16 protein-coding genes and 1 other annotated feature are annotated in these 19,904 nt (G+C 44.4%); of the genes, 8 read left to right on the top strand and 8 right to left on the bottom strand.

Annotated elements, in window-relative coordinates; genetic code table 11:
• Window positions 1-3 precede the first annotated feature (3 nt).
• Complete coding sequence (locus tag EXA13_RS01440; protein ID WP_238131532.1) at window positions 4-1,350, top strand: MATE family efflux transporter; 1,347 nt, start codon at window positions 4-6, stop codon at window positions 1,348-1,350.
• A 76-nt stretch (window positions 1,351-1,426) separates the two neighbouring features.
• On the opposite strand, the gene EXA13_RS01435 is transcribed toward EXA13_RS01440, so the two are convergent.
• The 5 genes from EXA13_RS01435 to EXA13_RS01415 are packed head-to-tail and all read right to left on the bottom strand — an operon-like array spanning window position 1,427 to window position 6,643.
• Window positions 1,427-2,791 (bottom strand): TrkH family potassium uptake protein, encoded by a 1,365-nt coding sequence (locus EXA13_RS01435; protein WP_238131531.1) that lies wholly within the window; start codon window positions 2,789-2,791, stop codon window positions 1,427-1,429.
• Between the two features lies 1 nt (window position 2,792).
• Entirely contained in the window at window positions 2,793-3,446 is a 654-nt protein-coding gene (locus EXA13_RS01430) for a potassium channel family protein (protein ID WP_238131530.1), read from the bottom strand.
• Between the two features lie 14 nt (window positions 3,447-3,460).
• Complete coding sequence (locus EXA13_RS01425) at window positions 3,461-4,999, bottom strand: TrkH family potassium uptake protein (protein ID WP_238131529.1); 1,539 nt, start codon at window positions 4,997-4,999, stop codon at window positions 3,461-3,463.
• Window positions 4,914-5,612, bottom strand: a complete 699-nt coding sequence (locus tag EXA13_RS01420; RefSeq protein ID WP_238131528.1) for a response regulator transcription factor — start codon at window positions 5,610-5,612, stop codon at window positions 4,914-4,916. Before EXA13_RS01420 ends, EXA13_RS01425 begins: the two co-directional genes overlap by 86 nt.
• Window positions 5,609-6,643, bottom strand: a complete 1,035-nt coding sequence (locus tag EXA13_RS01415; protein WP_238131527.1) for a sensor histidine kinase — start codon at window positions 6,641-6,643, stop codon at window positions 5,609-5,611. The genes EXA13_RS01420 and EXA13_RS01415 overlap by 4 nt, the downstream gene beginning before the upstream one ends.
• Window positions 6,644-6,864: 221 nt before the next feature.
• On the opposite strand from EXA13_RS01415, the gene trxB reads away from it, so the two are divergent.
• The 4 genes from trxB (at window position 6,865) to EXA13_RS01395 (ending at window position 13,415) form a co-directional block, all read left to right on the top strand.
• Window positions 6,865-7,824, top strand: a complete 960-nt coding sequence (gene trxB / locus EXA13_RS01410) for a thioredoxin-disulfide reductase (RefSeq protein ID WP_238131526.1) — start codon at window positions 6,865-6,867, stop codon at window positions 7,822-7,824.
• A 119-nt stretch (window positions 7,825-7,943) separates the two neighbouring features.
• Complete coding sequence (gene cydD, locus EXA13_RS01405; RefSeq protein WP_238131525.1) at window positions 7,944-9,731, top strand: heme ABC transporter permease/ATP-binding protein CydD; 1,788 nt, start codon at window positions 7,944-7,946, stop codon at window positions 9,729-9,731.
• Window positions 9,724-11,445: a heme ABC transporter ATP-binding protein/permease CydC gene (cydC, locus tag EXA13_RS01400; RefSeq protein WP_238131524.1), complete on the top strand. Its 1,722-nt coding sequence runs from the start codon at window positions 9,724-9,726 to the stop codon at window positions 11,443-11,445. Before cydD ends, cydC begins: the two co-directional genes overlap by 8 nt.
• A gap of 266 nt (window positions 11,446-11,711) precedes the next feature.
• Window positions 11,712-13,415 carry a hypothetical protein gene (locus EXA13_RS01395; protein WP_238131523.1) on the top strand — a complete coding sequence of 568 codons (1,704 nt, stop codon included), beginning with the start codon at window positions 11,712-11,714 and terminating at the stop codon, window positions 13,413-13,415.
• A gap of 270 nt (window positions 13,416-13,685) precedes the next feature.
• On the opposite strand, the gene rluB is transcribed toward EXA13_RS01395, so the two are convergent.
• The 3 genes from rluB to rnm form a co-directional block, all read right to left on the bottom strand.
• Window positions 13,686-14,720 carry a 23S rRNA pseudouridine(2605) synthase RluB gene (gene rluB, locus EXA13_RS01390; protein ID WP_238131522.1) on the bottom strand — a complete coding sequence of 345 codons (1,035 nt, stop codon included), beginning with the start codon at window positions 14,718-14,720 and terminating at the stop codon, window positions 13,686-13,688.
• Window positions 14,721-14,838: 118 nt separating this feature from the next.
• Entirely contained in the window at window positions 14,839-15,459 is a 621-nt protein-coding gene (locus EXA13_RS01385; RefSeq protein WP_078924558.1) for an L-threonylcarbamoyladenylate synthase, read from the bottom strand.
• A gap of 2 nt (window positions 15,460-15,461) precedes the next feature.
• The gene (gene rnm, locus EXA13_RS01380; protein ID WP_238131804.1) at window positions 15,462-16,334 is read right to left on the bottom strand and encodes an RNase RNM; all 873 of its coding nucleotides are present in this window, start codon (window positions 16,332-16,334) and stop codon (window positions 15,462-15,464) included.
• Window positions 16,335-16,486: 152 nt separating this feature from the next.
• Window positions 16,487-16,587: a sequence feature (Trp leader region), on the top strand.
• A 75-nt stretch (window positions 16,588-16,662) separates the two neighbouring features.
• Between rnm and EXA13_RS01370 the strand changes: the two genes are divergently transcribed.
• The 3 genes from EXA13_RS01370 to trpD all read left to right on the top strand — a co-directional run bounded on the left by EXA13_RS01370 (window position 16,663) and on the right by trpD (window position 19,902).
• Window positions 16,663-18,228, top strand: coding sequence for an anthranilate synthase component 1 (locus tag EXA13_RS01370; RefSeq protein ID WP_238131520.1), 1,566 nt, complete (start codon window positions 16,663-16,665; stop codon window positions 18,226-18,228).
• 11 nt (window positions 18,229-18,239) lie between these two features.
• On the top strand, window positions 18,240-18,821 hold the full coding sequence (locus tag EXA13_RS01365; protein WP_238131519.1) for an aminodeoxychorismate/anthranilate synthase component II: 582 nt from the start codon (window positions 18,240-18,242) through the stop codon (window positions 18,819-18,821).
• Between the two features lie 82 nt (window positions 18,822-18,903).
• Window positions 18,904-19,902: an anthranilate phosphoribosyltransferase gene (trpD, locus tag EXA13_RS01360; RefSeq protein WP_078924553.1), complete on the top strand. Its 999-nt coding sequence runs from the start codon at window positions 18,904-18,906 to the stop codon at window positions 19,900-19,902.
• Window positions 19,903-19,904: the final 2 nt, after the last annotated feature.

Here is a 19,904-nt window from a genome sequence, read left to right as displayed (position 1 = left end):
AATATGATCAATTTACAACAATCATCCGTAGGAAAGGCTTTTTGGCACTACACCTTACCTTCCATTGCTGCACTCATGGTAAGCGGCACATATCAAATTGTTGATGGAATCTTTGTCGGTCACTTTATTGGAGGAGATGGCCTTGCTGCCATTAGTCTTGCTTGGCCGTTTGTGGGCATTTTACTCGCATTTGGAATGATGATTGGAATGGGTGCTGGCGCGCACACTTCATTAAAAATGGGGGCTGGCCAGCGTGACCAAGCCAGTGGATACTTGATGCATGCTTTATTACTATTGGTCGCTATCGGACTGCCCTTAGGCCTTCTTCTGCATTTTTTAAGCCCTAATTTTTTACTCTTACAAGGGGCCGAAGAAGGTGCTTATACTCAAGGTGCAAACTATCTTTACTGGATGATGATTGGCGCACCGATCGTACTGGGTAGTATTGCTCTCCCCTTATTAGTTCGTAATGCGGGAGCTCCACGCTTGGCAACGATGGCCATGGCCATCGGTGCGATCAGTAATATCGCGCTGGATGCGCTATTTATCGGCTATTTCCAATTAGGATTGCAAGGAGCTGCATTAGCAACGCTGTTGGGTGAATGTATTTCCGTCACACTCTGTCTAAGCTACTTACTCAGTCGTCGAAGCCAACTGCCCTTTGCTTGGCCAACCTTTCACTGGCAACTCCCCGCAGTTATCGACATTCTTAAAACGGGTCTATCGAGTATGCTGATGTATCTCTACGTCAGCTTTTCGATTGTATTACATAACATGTTACTGCTGCATTATGGCCAAGCCATTCATGTGGCTGCATATAGCATCGCGGGATATTTGATTACTTTCTATTACTTGATGGCTGAAGGCACCGCGGGAGGCATGCAGCCTTTAAGCAGTTTTTATTATGGTGCGAACCTAAAAAGCCGAGTAAAAGAGGCTTATAAGATTGCCTGCCTATTTACGTTAGGTTGTGGGGTGCTCTTTGTCTTAGCGATTCAATGGTCACCAGACTTTTTTGCTCAATTCTTTATTGCACAAGATGATACAGCCTTACTTACGACGACCACTTGGGCAATGCGGCTATTTTTATGCGCCATGTTTTTGGATGGTTTTCTTGTTTTAACTGCGACATGGTTCCAGTCTCTTGGGTTAGGCCACAAAGCGACTTTCATCACCATGAGCAACATGTTAATCCAAGTGCCATTTTTATTGATATTACCTAAGTTTTGGGGGCTCAACGGTGTCTGGCTCGCCGTTCCTTTGTCAAACATTTGCCTCTCATTGGTCGTTGGCTACATGCTGATTCAACAATGGAAAGCATTAGGTCGTTCAGGCCAAAAACTCACTTAATAGCCACCCTACCCTCTAAGGTTAGTCGGTAGGGATCACCTTAATTGAATCTCGTCTCACTTCACCCCATTCAACATTAACCAATCGCTAACTTGGTTTCTGCATAGCGCAGCTTCTTAGTTCTCGGGCTCGCTAAAAAATAGGCGATCGTGAGAGGTCCTAATCGCCCCATAAACATCAAGAAAATAATAATAAACTCTCCTGATGTAGAAAGATGCCCCGTTAGCCCTCGTGATAACCCAACCGTTCCCAACGCTGAGACTGCCTCAAAGACAATATCCGCCATGGAGGCCTGTTCACTCAGCAACAAAATAAAAATAGCCAACCACGTAACCACCAGTGAAATCATGGTCAACGCTAATGCTTTACTGATGGTATCTTTAGCAATTTCACGTTTAAATACATATACTTGTTCATCTCGTCTTAAATAACCATAAGTAGCTAAAATCAATACCATAAAAGTCACTACTTTTATTCCGCTTGCGGTACTCAATGACCCACCACCAATAAACATCAAGACTAACAAAATGGCCGTCGTAGCATCTTCTAACTGATCGATCGCTAAAGTATTAAATCCGGCCGTTCTAGGCGTCACCGCCTGAAACCAAGCGGCCAACCACTTACCCGATTCACTTAATGGCGCTAATGTATTAGGGTTATTGTATTCAATCAGATAAATCGCAATTAATGCGACAGCATTGATCGCCACCGTCCCCAAAATCATCATTCGGCTATATACCGTTAATCGAGACCAACGACGATTGCGTTTAAGATCAATCCAAACCGAAAACCCCAAACCGCCGGTAATAAACAATCCTGTAATAGTGAAATTTACCACGGGGTCGGCGACATAAGGCATTAAACTCTCTGCATTTAAAGCAAACCCAGCATTGTTAAAGGCACTAAGTGTATAGAAAAAACTATGAAATAAACTGTCTGCCCAACCCAACTCTTGCTGCCAATACAGGGTTAATATACTCATCCCGATCAATTCAACCACAAAAGCAAACCCTAATACTGATTTAGCCGTCGTAACTAAGGTTGAAGAATCGGTCTGGTTGAAGGCCTCCCTAGCAATGGTTCGTTCTAGAAAACCAATTTTACCCCCTAATGCAAGCAAGGTGACAATGGCAAAAGTCATCAGTCCTAACCCGCCACATTGAATAAGTAGAGCAATAATAGTCTGCCCAAATACGGTAAAACGAGTGCCCGTATCCACCACAACTAACCCTGTGACCGTCACGGCTGAAGTCGTGGTAAATAAACTTTGTAGCCAACTAATCGGTTCATGCGTCGCAAAGGGCAGTTTTAGTAGTCCAGTCCCCAGTAAAATCAGCAGTAAAAAACTCCCACACAAAATGAGCGGTGGTGCACCCACTAATTTTTTTCCCGCTTTAGGTTTGCGCTCAATAGGCGAAATGGAAGGATGCCACAGCACCATATTACACCAGCCTTGGAGCCAGATATTTCAGCTCAGCACGAGTCCCACATAGCAAAAGAATATCATTCGCTTCCAATAAGAAGTTTTCCTTCACCTGGGTAATGACAGCCTCATCTCGTTTAACGAGAATGGCTTGTACACTATTTTTAGCATCGCCCAGTACTTGTGATATTGCAGTATGTTGTAAGGTCGGCTTGACGTGTATCTCTACCACATACAAGCCATGACCAATAGAAAGATAATTGTTTACCATCGGGTAATTGAGTGACTGTGCGACACGTATTCCCATCTCTTCTTCTGGGTGAATAATCCTCTGTACGCCCAACTTAGAAACAATAGTATGGTGTGCTTTTGTGCTTGCCTTTACCCAGATTTCTTTTACCCCTAAGTTTTTAAGCGCTAATGTGCACAATAAACTGGACTGCATATCTTCACCAATAGCGACCAATACTGCCTCACTATTCGCAAGATCTAACTCTTTCAGCGCATTTTCATCGCTTGAATCACAAATCACCGCTTGGGTTAACTCTTCCACATACTTTTCCACTAGCTTGGCATCTCGATCCACGCCAGTTACCGTATGTCCAAGGTGAATCAGTTCAAGGCTGGCTGAAATGCCGAATCGCCCTAAACCTATGACTGTAAAATGTGCCATTACACTACCTTTTATTACTTTTTCCAAAAATGAGGAAGCAACATTACCAACACAGTAAAGTATTCTAAACGACCTAAGATCATCGCAAGATTAAGCACCCAAATCCCCGCATCACTAACGGGCTGAAAATTACTCCCTACGTCACCAAACCCAGGGCCCAATACGTTGAGACACGCAACGACCGCCGTAAAAGAAGACCAAAAATCCAACCCGGTTGCCATCATCAACAACGTTAATATCACGGTCGTCAATGCGGCTAATGAGAGAAATGCCATGACGGCATTCGTGACTTCGGAATGAATCACTCGCCCCTGATACCGAATAGGCAATAAGCCTCTTGGGTATGACAACTGATAGATTTCACGCTTGATAATTTTTAACGTGATAATATCCCTAACAATTTTATTTCCTCCCGCCGTTGAGCCTGAACATCCACCTAAATAAGCACATAAAACCAGAAACAATGCCGTCGCAGCAGGCCAACAGCTTAAATCGGCCGCACCAAATCCAGTACTGGTAATAAAGGAGACCACATGAAAAGTAGCAAAACTCAGTGCGATGAAAAAACTGTCATATGTGGCTTGGGTAAATAAATACCCACCCAAAAGAAAAGAAAGCACCAAAATGATAAGAATAAAAACTCGAGATTCTTCATCAGAAAAATACAGTTTTAGCCCGAGAAATCCGGAGCGAAATACCCGAAAGTGCAAGCCAAAGCTGATGGCTCCCAACATCATAAAGATATTAGACAACATCAAAATAAGGTGGCTTTCAAAATACCACATACTGGCATCATGGGTTGAAAAGCCTCCGGTTGAAACCGTAGTAAAACTGTGCGCAATCGCATCATAAGCAGACATTCCGGCTAAATAATAGGCCAACGCACAACCGATGGTTATCACAAAATAGACTCCCCACAAATAGTGGGCGGTTTTAGAAATACGGGGGGAAAGTTTGTCATCTTTAATTGGCCCTGGCGATTCCGCTTTGAGTAACCGCATTCCCCCAACATTAAGTATGGGTAATACGGCAACAACAAAAATAACGACACCGAGCCCACCCATCCATTGTAAAAATTGTCGATAGAGTAGAAACGATGGAGGCATCGAATCTAAGTTCGACAAGATGGTGGCTCCCGTGGTTGTCAACCCGCTAATTGACTCAAATATGGCATCCGTCATACTAACTTGAGTCACAACATGAATAGGGATCGCCCCCACCCCTCCCGTGACAACCCAAGTCAGTGACGCGAACATCATTGCATCACGAAAGGTAACTTTATGTAGCGAACTCTGCCTTAATAACACCAACAACAAAGCAGCAACCAAGATCATGACAAAGGAAGAAGAGAAGAAAATTCGGGCAATTCGATCTTGAAAAACAAACAAGGAAAGTAGCCCAAAAAAACCTTGAACAATACCCATCCAAAGCATCGGCATCGCCAATAAACGCAAAGTATTTTTAGGGTTAATCACGCTCAGAACCTGCTGAGACGAGTCGGTATCCAACCCCTGATTCCGTTTTAATAACGCCTTGCTCATCAGCACTGTCATTAAGCTTCTTACGAAGTTGGCTCACTAAGACTCGTAAATAATGAGTATCATTAATGTGGCTTTTACCCCAAATTTTCTCCAATAATTCACTTTGTTTGACTAATCGCCCCGGATGTGTCAGTAAATACGCGATAAAAGCGAACTCTTTTTTAGTCAGCATCACTTCTAAACCATCCAACCAAACCTGATTCGTGCTTTTTTTGAGCGACAACCTTCCAAACTCAGTCGTATCCGAAGCATCGTCTTCATCAAGCAGATCCCGCACCAAGACTTTGATTCGTACAATCAGCTCTCGAATACCAAAGGGTTTACTCAAATAGTCATTGGCTCCCGCCTCCAATAAGCGAATTTTCTCCTCTTCTTGATCTCGTGCAGTCAGGACCAATATCGGCGTTTTTTCCGACTGACGAATGGTTTTCAATAATGTCATGCCATCACCATCGGGGAGACCAAGATCAAGAATAATGACATCTGGAACATGAGTTTGAATCGACTGCCGTGCAGCCTGAATCGATCGAGCACCGAAATATTCAAACCCTTCGGCGGCCAATGAAATACGAATGAAAGTATGAATTTGAGGCTCATCATCGACCACAAGAATTTTATAGCTCATAACACCAGCCCTTCATTAACGGTCGGTAGAGTAATGCGCATCAAGCACCCCTTAGAGACAGGAACACTTTCAATACTGCCACCGTGAGCACTGATCAACCCTTTGGCAACAGCAAGCCCTAATCCAGACCCGGTATCTGCTGATTGGGAAACTGCACCACTATAAAAGAGATCAAAAATATGCCCTATTTCATCTTCTGATAAACCTTCACCTCTATCTAAGATATCAATCACGACAGATTGTTCGTCCTGATAAAGGGTAACCGTCACAGGATCATCTATGGGAGAGTAACGTAAGGCGTTATCCAATACATTAAAGAGTGCTTGTTCAATGAGTGAGGCACTGACCAAAACGAAACGAATGGGGCCATGAGGCATCACAGAAATGCGGCCACTGCGCAGAGAAAGTCGCTCCATTGCTTTATTAAGAATATGGACAATAGACTCTGGATTTTTTCTTACCACCAATGCCCCATGCTGAATCTTTGTGGCCTGAAGTAAATTCTCAATATACTGATGCAACCGATGACTCTCAGACGTTGCACTATCGAGTAACTCGGTTCTTTCCGTATCCGTAAGCTTAGGCAAATACTCTTTAAGCGTGGTCAATGTGCCGATAATGCCAGCCAACGGCGTTCGTAAGTCATGGGAAACCGAAAGCAAAATTTGATTACGCAGTTGCGTCTGCTTCAATTCTCCTTGCTGACATCGATAAAGCTCAGCCAACTGGCTAGTAGTAAAAGCAACCACGATAAAGACGACGAGATTAATCATGTCTTCGAGATGAAACATCTGCAGTGAATAACGAGGCATAGTAAAGAGAAAATTAAAACTGATCGCTTCTATAACTGCAGCCAAATAAGCCACTCGGGAGTGACATTGAAGCGCAATCATCACAATGGACAATTGCAAAATCAATAACACAGCAACCGTTGAACCGAGCCAATAATCAATCAACCAAGAAATCAATAAAGCAAAGGCTAAGGTCAGCCCCATCAATATTACCGAGTAATCGCGCCCCAAAAAATTCATAACGCCTAACTATAGAACAATGAATCGCTTTACTTTAACAAATGCGTCAGCCGCAATCGCGTAAAAAAAGCGTAAAAATAGAGGAAAAAATCCCGTCTTCTACTATCACTCACTTTCCCTGATTCCCACCTCATAACAATAACTTGCTGCAATGCTTTTCATTACCCGCAATATTTCCTACAATCGATTAACTTTTTTCAGCATTCAACAGCGGAGTCATCATGAGCGATGTGAAACACTGTAAACTTCTTATATTAGGCTCAGGTCCGGCTGGCTATACTGCAGCCGTCTATGCTGCGCGCGCAAATCTTAATCCGGTTCTCGTTACCGGAATGCAACAAGGTGGTCAGCTCACCACAACCACAGAGGTTGAAAACTGGCCAGGTGATGCCGAAGGACTTACTGGCCCTGATTTAATGGAACGCATGAAAGAACATGCAGAGCGGTTTGAAACAGAGATTATCTTTGATCATATCCATCAAGTGGATTTTTCTCAGCGCCCTTTTCGCCTCAAAGGTGATGGCAGCGAATACTCTTGTGATGCGTTAATTATCTCAACTGGAGCGTCGGCGAAATACCTCGGTTTAGAATCAGAAGAAGCGTTCAAAGGAAGAGGCGTTTCCGCGTGTGCAACCTGTGATGGTTTCTTTTATCGTAATCAAAAAGTTGCAGTGGTCGGAGGGGGTAATACAGCTGTCGAGGAAGCGCTTTATCTGTCAAATATTGCAGCAGAAGTCCATCTTATTCATCGTCGTGATAGCTTCCGTTCTGAAAAAATTCTGATCAATCGTCTGATGGAAAAAGTGGAAAGCGGTAATATTATTCTCCATACCGAGCGAACGTTAGATAAAGTTTTAGGCGATGAAATGGGCGTCACAGGCATACGTTTGAAAAATACCGTGTCTGGTGATTGTGAAGAGTTGGCCGTTATGGGCGTTTTTATCGCAATTGGACACCAACCCAACACAGATATTTTCCAAGGCCAATTGGACATGAAAGATGGGTATATTTGGGTACAATCAGGCCTTGAAGGCAATGCAACACAAACCAGCGTAGAAGGCATTTTTGCCGCAGGTGATGTGATGGATCATAACTACCGTCAAGCCATTACTTCGGCGGGTACGGGCTGCATGGCCGCTTTGGACGCAGAACGCTACCTTGACCGCTTACATGGTAACTAAAGAAATATAGATTGTGCCTTTTAAGTAACAACTCTCTAACCCAGCGGTATATCCGCTGGGTTTTCTTTTGTATACTAGCGAACTTCCGTTCCAATAATCATTATCAATAAGCCTTTAAAATGGATAAGAAAAAGCAACGTAGCCTCAACCTGTGGCTCAAACAGCAAAGCAAACTTGCCAAGCGTTGGCTCATGCTTGCGATCGGGTTGGGTGTAATATCCAGCCTATGTTTACTCGTCCAAGCTGCGCTCATCGCCACCATTCTTCATCAGTTGATTATTGAGCAGGTGGACAAATACACGCTCATTCCTCATTTTGCCGGATTAATGGCCATGGTCGCCTTGCGAGCAGGCTGTTCATGGAGCAGAGAAATTGCAGGTTTTCACGCAGGAAAAGAGGTTCGCATCTACATCAGACAGCTTATTTTTGATAAGTTGCGCGCTTTAGGGCCCGCTTATATCAAAGGTAAACCTGCCGGAACTTGGGCAACCTTAACACTTGAGCAAGTCGAAGATATGCACGACTTTTTTGCTCGTTATCTACCCCAAATGTCACTGGCGGTATTGATCCCTTTTATTATTTTAGTGGTCGTCTTTCCCGTGAACTGGGCTGCTGGGTTGATTTTCCTCATCACGGCACCTTTAGTGCCAATTTTTATGGCACTTGTGGGCATAAAAGCCGCCGATGCCAGCCGCAAAAACTTTAAAGCATTACAACGCTTATCGGGTCATTTTTATGACCGCTTACAGTCGATGACCACCATTCGCCTGTTTGATCGTACACAAGCCGAAACCGAACAAATGCGTGGTGCATCCGAAGTTTTTCGTAAACGAACTATGGATGTGTTGCGCATTGCTTTTCTCTCTTCTGCCGTTTTAGAGTTTTTTACGTCGATATCCATAGCCATTACGGCAGTTTATTTTGGTTTTAGTTTTATTGGCGAACTCGATTTTGGCCACTATGGAGCAGGCGTAACCCTATTTTCAGGCTTATTTATCCTTATTCTCGCCCCTGAGTTTTATCAGCCTTTGCGCGATCTTGGTACGTTCTATCATGCTAAGCAGCAAGCGGTTGCTGCCGCTGAAAGTATTGTTGAGTTTTTAACCATAGATGTTGAAAAAATACGCTCAGGTACACAAGTATTGGATCATCATCGCCCCGTTGAAATTATCGCACAAGACTTATGTGTATTTAGCCCTGAAGGCCATCAACTCGTTGGTCCAGTCTCTTTTACCTTATCCAGCGGGCAAACCACCGCTTTAGTGGGGCCAAGTGGGGCGGGCAAAACCAGTTTAGTGAATGCGATACTTGGGTTTATGCCTTATCAGGGAAGCCTAACCATTAATGGAATGGAGTTAAACCAATGCGATCATCATAATTGGCGCGCCATGATCAGTTGGGTGGGACAAAACCCACTATTAGTTCACGGCAGTATACGTGACAATGTCACACTTGGAAAAACGAATATTGATGACCAACGGCTACAACAGGTACTTGAGGAAGCATTTGCCAGTGAATTTGTCACTCAGCATGGTTTAGATTACCCCATCAGTGATCGCTCAGGTGGGCTATCGGTTGGCCAAGCACAGCGCCTCGCGTTAGCCAGAGCCATGTTGCAAGAAGGCATGTTCTGGCTATTGGATGAACCAACCGCCAGTTTAGATGCCAAAAGTGAACGATTAGTGATGCGCAGCTTAAGCCAGCAAATTGCCAATAAAACAGCCTTGCTGGTGACTCACCAACTCGCTCCTCTACACTCAGTCGACCAAATATTAGTGATGCAAGATGGCCTTCTTGTTCAAGCTGGGAACTTCACTCAGCTCAGCCAACACACAGGGCTGTTTGCCACAATGTTAACCGCTAACCAAACCAGAAAAGCCGCGGATAAGGGGAATTTAGATGCGTGATTTACTACCCTACATTAAACTGTATAAAAAGCATTGGTTTGGCTTATCTTTGGGGATGCTTTTAGCCTTTCTCACCCTTTTTGCTTCTATCGGCTTACTTACCTTGTCTGGGTGGTTTTTATCTGCTGCCGCCGTTGCAGGGTTAACGATTGCTCGGGAAACATTTAACTATATGCTACCCGGAGCTTTTGTCCGTGGATTTGCGATGGGTCGTACAGCCGGGCGTTGGGGTGAACGCGTGGTCAGCCACAACGCCACCTTTAAATTATTGACCGATCTTCGGGTCTTCTTTTTTCAAAAACTAGCCCCCTTAATGCCCGGACGGCTATCAAGCCTACGTGATGCAGATGTTTTAAACCGCTTAGTTGCAGATATTGATGCCATGGATCATGTCTACTTACGCTTGATAAGCCCGGTCATGGTGGGAGTGCTAGGTATTGCTAGCCTTACCGCTCTATTGTGCTGGTTTGATATGACTCTAGGGCTCACGCTGGGTGGAATCTTACTGCTGTTATTACTTGTCTGGCCGCCACTTTTTTATCAACTCGGTAAACGAAATGGACACGCGTTAACTGAGCATAAAGCACAACTGCGTATTACCACTTTAGACTGGCTGCAAGGTTATAGTGAATTGGTCATTTTTGGGGCTGAAGCTCGCTATCGAAAAGCCATTTTTACCGCGCAAGATCAACTCCTACACAATCAAAAAATTAACGCTCATTTTTCGGGATTGGCTCAAGCATTACTATTACTGGCTAATGGTTGGATTTTGGTTCTTATGCTTTGGTTGGCCGCTGACGGTGTCAATGGGAATGCCCCAGATCCCATGATAGCCCTAATCGCATTTGCAACGCTAGCCAGTGTTGAACTCCTAATGCCAATCGCCGGAGCGTTCCAACATTTAGGGCAGACATTAACATCGGCTCGACGCTTAAACGAGATTATCCTCACCGAGCCAGAAGTGGTTTTTCCTCAGCAATCGCTCTCCTATTCAGGCCCACTTGATATTTGTTTTGATCATGCTTCATTTCATTATCCGGACAGTCAGAAAACGGTATTAAACTGTATTAGCCTGACGATTCCTGCCGGAAAAAAAGTGGCTATTGTTGGTCAAACTGGTTCAGGAAAGTCAACCTTAATCCAATTGTTATGTCGTTATTGGGACGTACAACAGGGAGAGATCACGCTGGGTGGAACTCGTTTACAAACATGGAAAGAAAGCGATTTACGTTCAGCGATCAGTGTGGTTAGCCAACGCGTCGATATTCTAAATGGCAGCCTGCGTGATAACCTTCTGATGGCTAAGCCCCAAGCGCAAGAAAATGAGCTTTGCCAAATACTCACCTATGTGGGTTTGGGTAAATTGCTCGACGGACCAGGGTTAAACACTTGGTTAGGTGACGGAGGTCGTCAACTGTCTGGTGGAGAAAAACGCCGTATCGGTATTGCAAGAGCACTATTGCACAACGGTCCAATTTTACTTCTCGATGAGCCAACAGAAGGGTTAGATAAACAAACCGAACAGCAAATCATGACACTACTGCAAGCGCATTTTACCAATAAAACGGTCATTTTTATTACTCACCGACTAGTCGATTTAGAATCAATGGACACCATTTGTTTGCTTGATCAAGGAGTAATCGTAGAGCAAGGCGATCACTCAACCCTGCTTGCCCAGCAAGGCCGTTACTATCAGTTGCATCAAACCTTATAATACGATTCCCGGCAATCCGTTTTTGCCGGGACATTTCTCCTCCGCACATAGAAGGTAAAGTAAACCTCACTTTCCACGATTTCAAGCTAGATAAAAAGAAATAACCTATTGAACTCGTTGTTGATCTATATATGATACCTTCCCTATACCGATTATTTTTACATCAAATTAATAGTAATGGGTATACCCTTTTATTCAATGACAACAAAAACTCTTTATCTGGCTCAACAGAGTAATGGACTAAGAGATAAAAAACGGAGTTGCTAGTGAAAAAATTATTACTTGCCTCAGCTGTCGCTATTGCTGCAGCTGGTGGTTATTATTACACCACAGGATTAGATACCTCATCGGATCCATTACTCTCTCTCATCCCCGCCGAAGCCCCAGTGGTTGTTGTTCAAACAGAAGCCTATGACCATTTTGAATACGTCAGCACTGTGGGAACGTCTCAGGAAAGTTTGTATGATTTATTGACCGACGTCGAACTGACTCCAGAGCAAGATTTTCTTGTCGCTTATTTAGATGGCTATTTACAAAGCGCGGTTGATAAAGCAACCTTTAAAGCGTATCTAGGTGCACCAGATAAAGTAAAACCCGTTTTTTACACTTTAGGGATGATTCCTGTTTATAAAATAGAAATCGAAGACACGACAGCATTCTGGAACACCATTGATCAAACCGAGCAAGAAACAAAGGCCACTCATCACGTTGGTCAGTTAGGAAATGTAGCTTATCGCCGCTATCAACTGAGTGACCAAGGTTCTGAAGATATTGGTCTTGTTATTGCGGTTGAAGATAATGTTGCCACATTTACCTTGGATGTACCTCTACTTAAAGAGGCGAACCCACTTAAGCTAGCATTAGGGGTTGAAAAACCACAGCACTCCTTTGCTAACAGTGATATTCTACCGGCTCTGCAAAGCAAATATGGCAAACAGTACACCGCTTATGGATATTTTGATCACCAAGAAATTATCAAGGGCTTGACCCAACCTGCCAGTAACTTACTTGCTCAGCAAATTGATATTCTACAGCAACACTCTCCCGAATCCTTTATTGAAGAGATACGTCAACCCCATTGTCAAAGTGAGTTAGCGACCATCGCAAATCACTGGCCAAGAACCGTCTCATTCGCTCGTTATCAAGTCAAAAATGAGCAATTTAGTCTTGATGGACAAGTGGTTGTGGAAAGCCACAACTCAGTAATTCTGGATGCGCTCAAATCAATCCGGGGTTTTATGCCCAACATGGCCACCCAAGACAGTATTTTTGAGGTTGGTTTTGGATTAGATGTCGCCAAATTAGCCCCTGCGATTAATACCATTTGGCAAGATCTACAACAACCAACTTATCAATGTGCTTTTTTAGCCGAAACACAACAAGAAATGGGCTCAGAAAACCCATCTGCAATGCTGAGTATGGGCTCAAGTATGGTCAATGGAATGAAGGGGATGCACTTTACCCTGAATGATATCGCACTTGATACACAAAACCCCTATGCTCCGCAGTTTGATAAACTCGATTTTCTCTTTACCTTATCAGCAGAAAATCCGATTGCCCTAGTACAAACGGCTCAGATGTTTATCCCTCAACTATCACAACTCACCATTCAACCTAATGCTGAACCCGTGGATCTTTCCACATTATTAGAGTCTGAAACCGGTGTTTCCACCCCACTCTTTGCGCGATTAAATGATAAGCACCTTGCTCTTTATTCTGGTGAACGCTCATCGGCCAATTCACAGAGTGTCTTAACGGCACCGCTTGAGGCAAAAGGTTTATTCCAATTTGGTGTAAATGCACCACGGTTATTGGAACTGGTGGAGTTAATCAGCGAAATGAACGGTGAAGAAATACCGGAAGATATCAGCGCAGGGTTAAATAGTAACGCAGTGACTCAAGTTACTTTTGATGTCAATGATCATGGTTTCATCTTTGGTTATGAACATCACGTTAAAACGCAGAAATAATGACCTCTTGTAGAAGAAAATAAAGCCTCATACTAAAATGGCAGCGATTCGGTACGCTGCCATTTCTAAATCGGAAACCGCCCTATTATGTTTTACGTTAACTTTTATGCACAGCATTCAATTTATCTTTGACCTACGTTTCTTTATCACAAAAACTCTAGCTATGTAGCCAAATTTGCACATCCACTACACCGTTCGGTGTTCGGTGTGATAACAAAAACCCCGAGTATAGATCGGGGTTTTTATATTTATTACGCTAAAGTATGCGGCTTAACGACGAGGGGCTTTTCCACCTTGAGAGCGGCTGCTGCTTGGGCGTCCTTTTTGCTCAACGCCACTATTACGCGAGCTTGAAGCAGGCTTACGACGGCCGGTTGTCGTGCCATTTGTTGTCGGTGTTTTATTGGTTGTCGTTCCGTTTGTGGTACGGCTTTTCGGTTTCGTTGAACCCGTTGTTACACGTTCTTCATGACGACGCACCGCACGACGAATTTTTTGACTACGTGACCGCTCACGCTTACGAGAAGTATTATCTTTAGACTGATCAAGCATGGTTTCTCGTTCTGGACGCAGTTCAACCAACTCACGCAAATAATTCACTTGCTTAAGATCAAGCTCCATCCAACCACCACGTGGCAATTTCTTATCTAAGAAAATATCCCCGTAACGGACACGTTTCAAACGACTGACCGTGGTATCTTGAGACTCCCACAAACGACGAACTTCACGGTTACGCCCTTCGTTAATCACCACGTAAAAGGTATGGTTCATACCTTCACCACCCGCATAAACAACATCTTCAAAACGGGCTAAACCGTCTTCAAGCTGCACACCTCGGACTAAATTGCGGACTTTTTCTTCATTGATTTCGCCGAAAACACGAACTAAGTATTCACGCTCAACTTGACGGCTGGGATGCATCAAACGATTCGCCAACTCACCGTCTGTCGTAAACAGCAGTAAACCAGATGTATTCGCATCCAAACGACCCACTGAAATCCAACGAGAGCCACGAATTTTGGGTAGGCGATCAAAGACCGTACGACGACCTTCTGGATCATGGCGAGTACATAACTCCCCTTCCGGCTTATAATACGCCAGCACACGACAAATGACCTCTTCCTGTGCTTTTGCCGAAACCGCATGCCCATCGATACGTACGACCGCATTTTCATCGTCTAGGCGTTCGCCCAGAACAGCTACCTTGCCATTAACACTTACACGTCCAGCTCGGATCAGAGCTTCAAGCTCTCGACGAGAACCATGACCAGCACGTGCTAAAACCTTTTGTAACTTTTCGCTCATTTATCTACCTATGATGTCGTCTTCTCAGACGTCGAATGACAATATGCGACGTTAAAATCGCGGTCGCGTATTATCGCAAATTATCAGGAGAAAAGCATCCGTTTTATACACCACCACCTTACTCAAACGGTGCTGGGTCTCCTGCGCCTAAGCGAGCCACGCGCATCTCTTCCTCACTAAAATCAATAACCGTGGTGGGCTGTTCTCCTAAATAACCACCATTTAAAATAACATCGACCGCATGCTCTAAGCGGTCACGAATTTCTTCAGGATCCGCTTCTGTTGTTTCTTTACCGGGTAAGATCAAGGAGGTAGACATCAAGGGTTCACCTAACGCTTCCAGTAAGTCTAGCGCAATTTTATTATCTGGGACTCGAATACCAATCGTTTTACGTTTTGCGTTCATTAAACGACGTGGGACTTCTTTGGTTCCTTTAAAAATAAAGGTATATGGCCCTGGGGTATTGTTCTTCAGTAAACGGAAAGCGGTATTGTCCACACGGGCATACAATGAAAGCTCCGATAAATCACGGCATAACAAAGTGAAATTGTGCTTATCATCTAAGCGACGAATTTGGCAAATGCGCTCTAAGGCCTGTTTGTTTTCTAGCTGACAACCCAATGCATAACCAGAATCGGTTGGATAAACGACAACCCCACCGTTGCGAATAATGGCTACCGCTTGATTAATCAAGCGAGCTTGTGGGTTTTCAGGATGAACATAAAAAAATTGACTCATTATCATTCCTCATTATCGAGTCTCTCGACTCTAAGGTCTGGAAGATGCTTCCAATCTTTCCAAACCGGTTCAACGCCTGCGGGCAACCAGAGATTTCGCCCTAACTCCATCCACGGAGAAGGATAATGGAAATCACTGCCTTGCGAAGCGAGTAAATTATACTGAATCGCGTAATCACCAAGGGTACGCTTCTCTTGTGGAGCCTGTTGCGGTTGAGCGACTTCCATCGCATCGCCCCCTACCTCAACAAATGCGCTAATTAAGCGCTTAAGCCATTTTGCCGTCAAGTCATATCGACCCGGATGCGCTAATATCGCCTGCCCACCTGCAGTATGAATGGCTTCTATCGCGTCAGCCATAGAACACCAAGTTGGGGGAACATAACCTGGGTTATTACGGGTTAAATATTTTTTAAATACTTGCTGCATGGTTTTTACATAACCTTCATCCACTAACCATTTCGCAAAATGGGCACGCGTTATCGGCGCATCACCAGCAATCGCTTGTACTTCTTCCAGCACCCCAGGTCGAGTCGCTTTGGCTAGTCGTTCTGCTATCAACTCGGCTCGGTAAATACGGTGCTGCTTTTGCTTTTCAATCAACGTTGTTAATGCCACATTCTCAGGGTCAATATTCAACCCAACAATATGGATATCTTTATTTTGCCAGACGGTTGAAAATTCAATACCGTTAATCAAGGTAATCGGATATTGACCCGCTTTAATGTACGCATGAGCAGGAGACAAACCATCCACCGTATCATGATCGGTAATCGCCAATACATCGATATTGAATTCCAGTGCGCGATCAATCAATTGGTTGGGCTCAAAGCGTCCATCCGATGCTGTAGTGTGACTGTGTAGGTCAATTTTCATCATTTTTTCATTTTGTCTATTATTAAGGCTTGACTTTTTTCTCTCGCACTAGTTAACTAGTACACAAATACAAGAGTACAGTGCTAAGGCTTGCTATGTTACAAGAATTTAACTCAAACCCTAAATCTAATTTCAAAACAGTCAATACTGAACTGAATGGGTGGCGTATCTGGGTTAATGCCTGGCGGGCTCATGTGTACTTATAGTTAAGCAACGCATTGATAAAGCCCGCTCCCACAGCGGGCTTTTTATTCGCAGAATCAAAACAAATGACACGCGATAAATCGCACCTCAAAACGTCATCGTATTGAATAGACAAGGAGGTCTTGTGAACAAGACCATGAACAGACAAAAGCAAGCACCAATTAGCGTTATCAAGCAAACGCTGGACTATACACAAGATCCCACCGCACTTTTTCATGCTTTATGTGAAGGGAAAACAGACTGCTTGCTGCTGGAATCAGCAGAGATTGACTCCAAACAGAATCTCAAAAGTTTGTTGCTGATTGATGCCGCAGTCCGCATTACTTGCATCGGTCACGAAGTGATGTTTAAAGCCCTAAGCGACAATGGCCGTCACTTAATCCAAGTACTTACTGAGCGTCTCAATGAATCCGTCATCGCGCAGCAGCAAGAAGAAACTCTAACCTTAACCTTTTGCGCACCGTGCAATACGCTTGATGAAGATTCTCGTTTGCGTGAGGCATCTTCCTTTGATGCCCTTCGGCTGGTTCAGCACAGTTTTGACCTCACCCAACAAGATAAACATGCCATCTTTCTCGGTGGATTATTTGCCTATGACTTAGTGGCGAATTTTGAACCATTAGGTGAGGCTCAAGCGATTAATCACTGCCCTGATTATGTTTTTTACGTGGCAGAAACACTGATGGTGGTTGACCACCAACAAGAAAGCTGCCAATTACAAGCCACCGCCTTTACATCACACACCAAGACCCATGCTACGCTACAACAGCGTCTCAACGAAATTAAACAACAGGCGAGTCAATCGTTAGTTCAACCTGTAGCACAAACACTGGCAGAGATAGAGGTAACCACCAATATCAGTGATAACGATTTCTGTCACTTAGTTGAAGATCTCAAACAGTATGTGGTACAAGGCGATATTTTCCAGGTTGTCCCTTCACGCCGTTTTACTTTGCCCTGCCCTTCACCATTAGCCGCTTACCAGCAGTTAAAAGCGAGCAACCCAAGCCCATACATGTTCTATATGCAAGATGAGCATTTTACTTTGTTTGGTGCATCGCCTGAAAGCGCACTCAAATATGAAACGCACACCAACCAAATTGAGATTTATCCGATCGCCGGAACTCGCCACCGAGGGAAACGAGCCGATGGCACGATTGATTTTGATTTAGATAGCCGAATTGAACTGGAATTACGCTGCGATAAGAAAGAAAACGCCGAACATATGATGCTCGTCGATTTGGCTCGTAATGATGTTGCGCGGATAGCCAAAGCGGGCACTCGCCATGTTGCAGATTTACTAAAAGTGGATCGATATAGCCATGTGATGCATTTGGTTTCTCGTGTTGTCGGTCAGTTGCGTGACGATCTTGATGCTCTACACGCTTATCAAGCCTGTATGAATATGGGCACCTTAACGGGCGCCCCGAAAATTCGGGCAATGCAACTGATTCGAGAGGTCGAGCAAGAACGTCGAGGTAGCTATGGAGGCGCCGTCGGTTACCTAACCGGTGAAGGGGATTTGGATACCTGCATTGTCATCCGCTCAGCGTATGTCGAGAATGGTATTGCTCATGTTCAAGCGGGTGCAGGTGTCGTTTATGACTCTGACCCACAATCGGAAGCCGATGAAACTCGTGGAAAAGCCCAAGCCGTTATTTCTGCAATTCAATTCGCTCACCAAGGATAAGGATAGCGATCATGGCAAATATCATTTTTATCGATAACTTTGACTCTTTTACGTATAACTTGGTCGATCAATTTCGTTCACTCGGACATCACGTCACCATTTATCGAAATAATATCGCGGCTGCCGTTATCGAGCAGGCTATACAACACCTTGATAATCCGGTGCTTGTGTTATCTCCGGGTCCAGGAGCCCCCTCTCAGGCAGGATCCATGCCCAACATTCTTCAACGCCTGAAAGGAAAAGTCCCCATGATCGGAATCTGCCTTGGTCATCAAGCGATGGTGGAAGCATACGGCGGCATTGTAAGCGGAGCCAATGAGATTGTTCATGGCAAAGTTTCAATGATGGAACATCAACAGCACCCTATTTATCAAGGCTTAGCCTCACCACTGGCGATTGCTCGTTATCATTCACTCGTCACCACTCAAGTGCCCGAATGTTTAACCGTCACCGCACAAGTCGATGGCTTAGTTATGTCTGTCGTACATGAACAAGACAAAGTGTGCGGATTCCAGTTTCATCCCGAGTCCATCATGACCACTCAGGGAGCCACTTTATTAAAAAATGCCATTAATTGGGCTTTAGGACAATAAACCGTCGATAACCGCCATTTTTACCCCGCTCTTTATAAGTAAATCTAAATGCGGGTCTTCAGGGATACGGAGACATAACATTATGCAACACATTATCAATAAACTTTATCAACAACAGCCACTTAGTCAGCAAGAGAGCGAAACGCTCTTTACCGCCATTATCCGTGGTGAATGCGATTCAGCATTAATGGCAGCGGCATTAACGGCGCTTAAAATTAAGGGGGAAACCCCCGCAGAGATTGTGGGAGCCGTCCGCGCTTTACTCGCTAATGCTGAATATTTTCCACGCCCTGATTATGACTTTGCCGATATCGTGGGTACGGGGGGAGATGGCGCCAATACCATTAATATTTCGACTACCTCCGCGTTTGTTGCCGCGGCTTGTGGCATCAAAATCGCCAAACATGGTAACCGTGGGGTTTCCAGTCAATCAGGATCCTCTGATCTCTTAGACGCATTTGGTATTAACATGACCATGAGCGCGAATGATTCACGCCAAGCTCTGGATGATTTAGGCGTCGCATTCTTATTTGCTCCGCAATATCACGGTGGCGTTCGCCATGCGATGCCTGTGCGCCAAAGTATGAAAACTCGCACTATTTTCAATATCTTAGGACCTCTAATTAACCCAGCGCGTCCCAATATTGAATTGATGGGGGTTTACAGTTTAGATTTAGTTCGTCCTATTGCAGAAACCATGTTACAAATAGGGATGAAGCGAGCCGCTGTGGTTCATGGATCAGGATTAGATGAAGTGGCTATTCATGGTGAAACCCATGTTGCTGAAATCAAAGATGGAAAAATCATTGAGTACACATTGACGCCAGCCGATTTTGGTTTAGACACCTACCCACTGGACGCGATTCAAGGAGGCACTCCACAAGAGAATCGCGCCATCATCACCAACATTCTAACTGGCAAGGGAACGCCTGCTCAAATGAGCGCTGTCGCAATTAACGTTGCTCTCTTGCTACGCTTGTTTGGCTTTGAAGATCTCACTGCCAATGCCCAGCGTGCCATGGATGTCATGAATTCTGGTAAAGCCTACCAATTGGTTCAACAACTAGCAGAGCGAGGTTAAAT

The organism is Vibrio cincinnatiensis (assembly GCF_022113815.1).
GTDB lineage: Bacteria > Pseudomonadota > Gammaproteobacteria > Enterobacterales > Vibrionaceae > Vibrio > Vibrio cincinnatiensis_A.
Note: the sequence above shows the minus strand (reverse complement) of the source record. Positions and strands in the feature narration are given on the sequence as shown.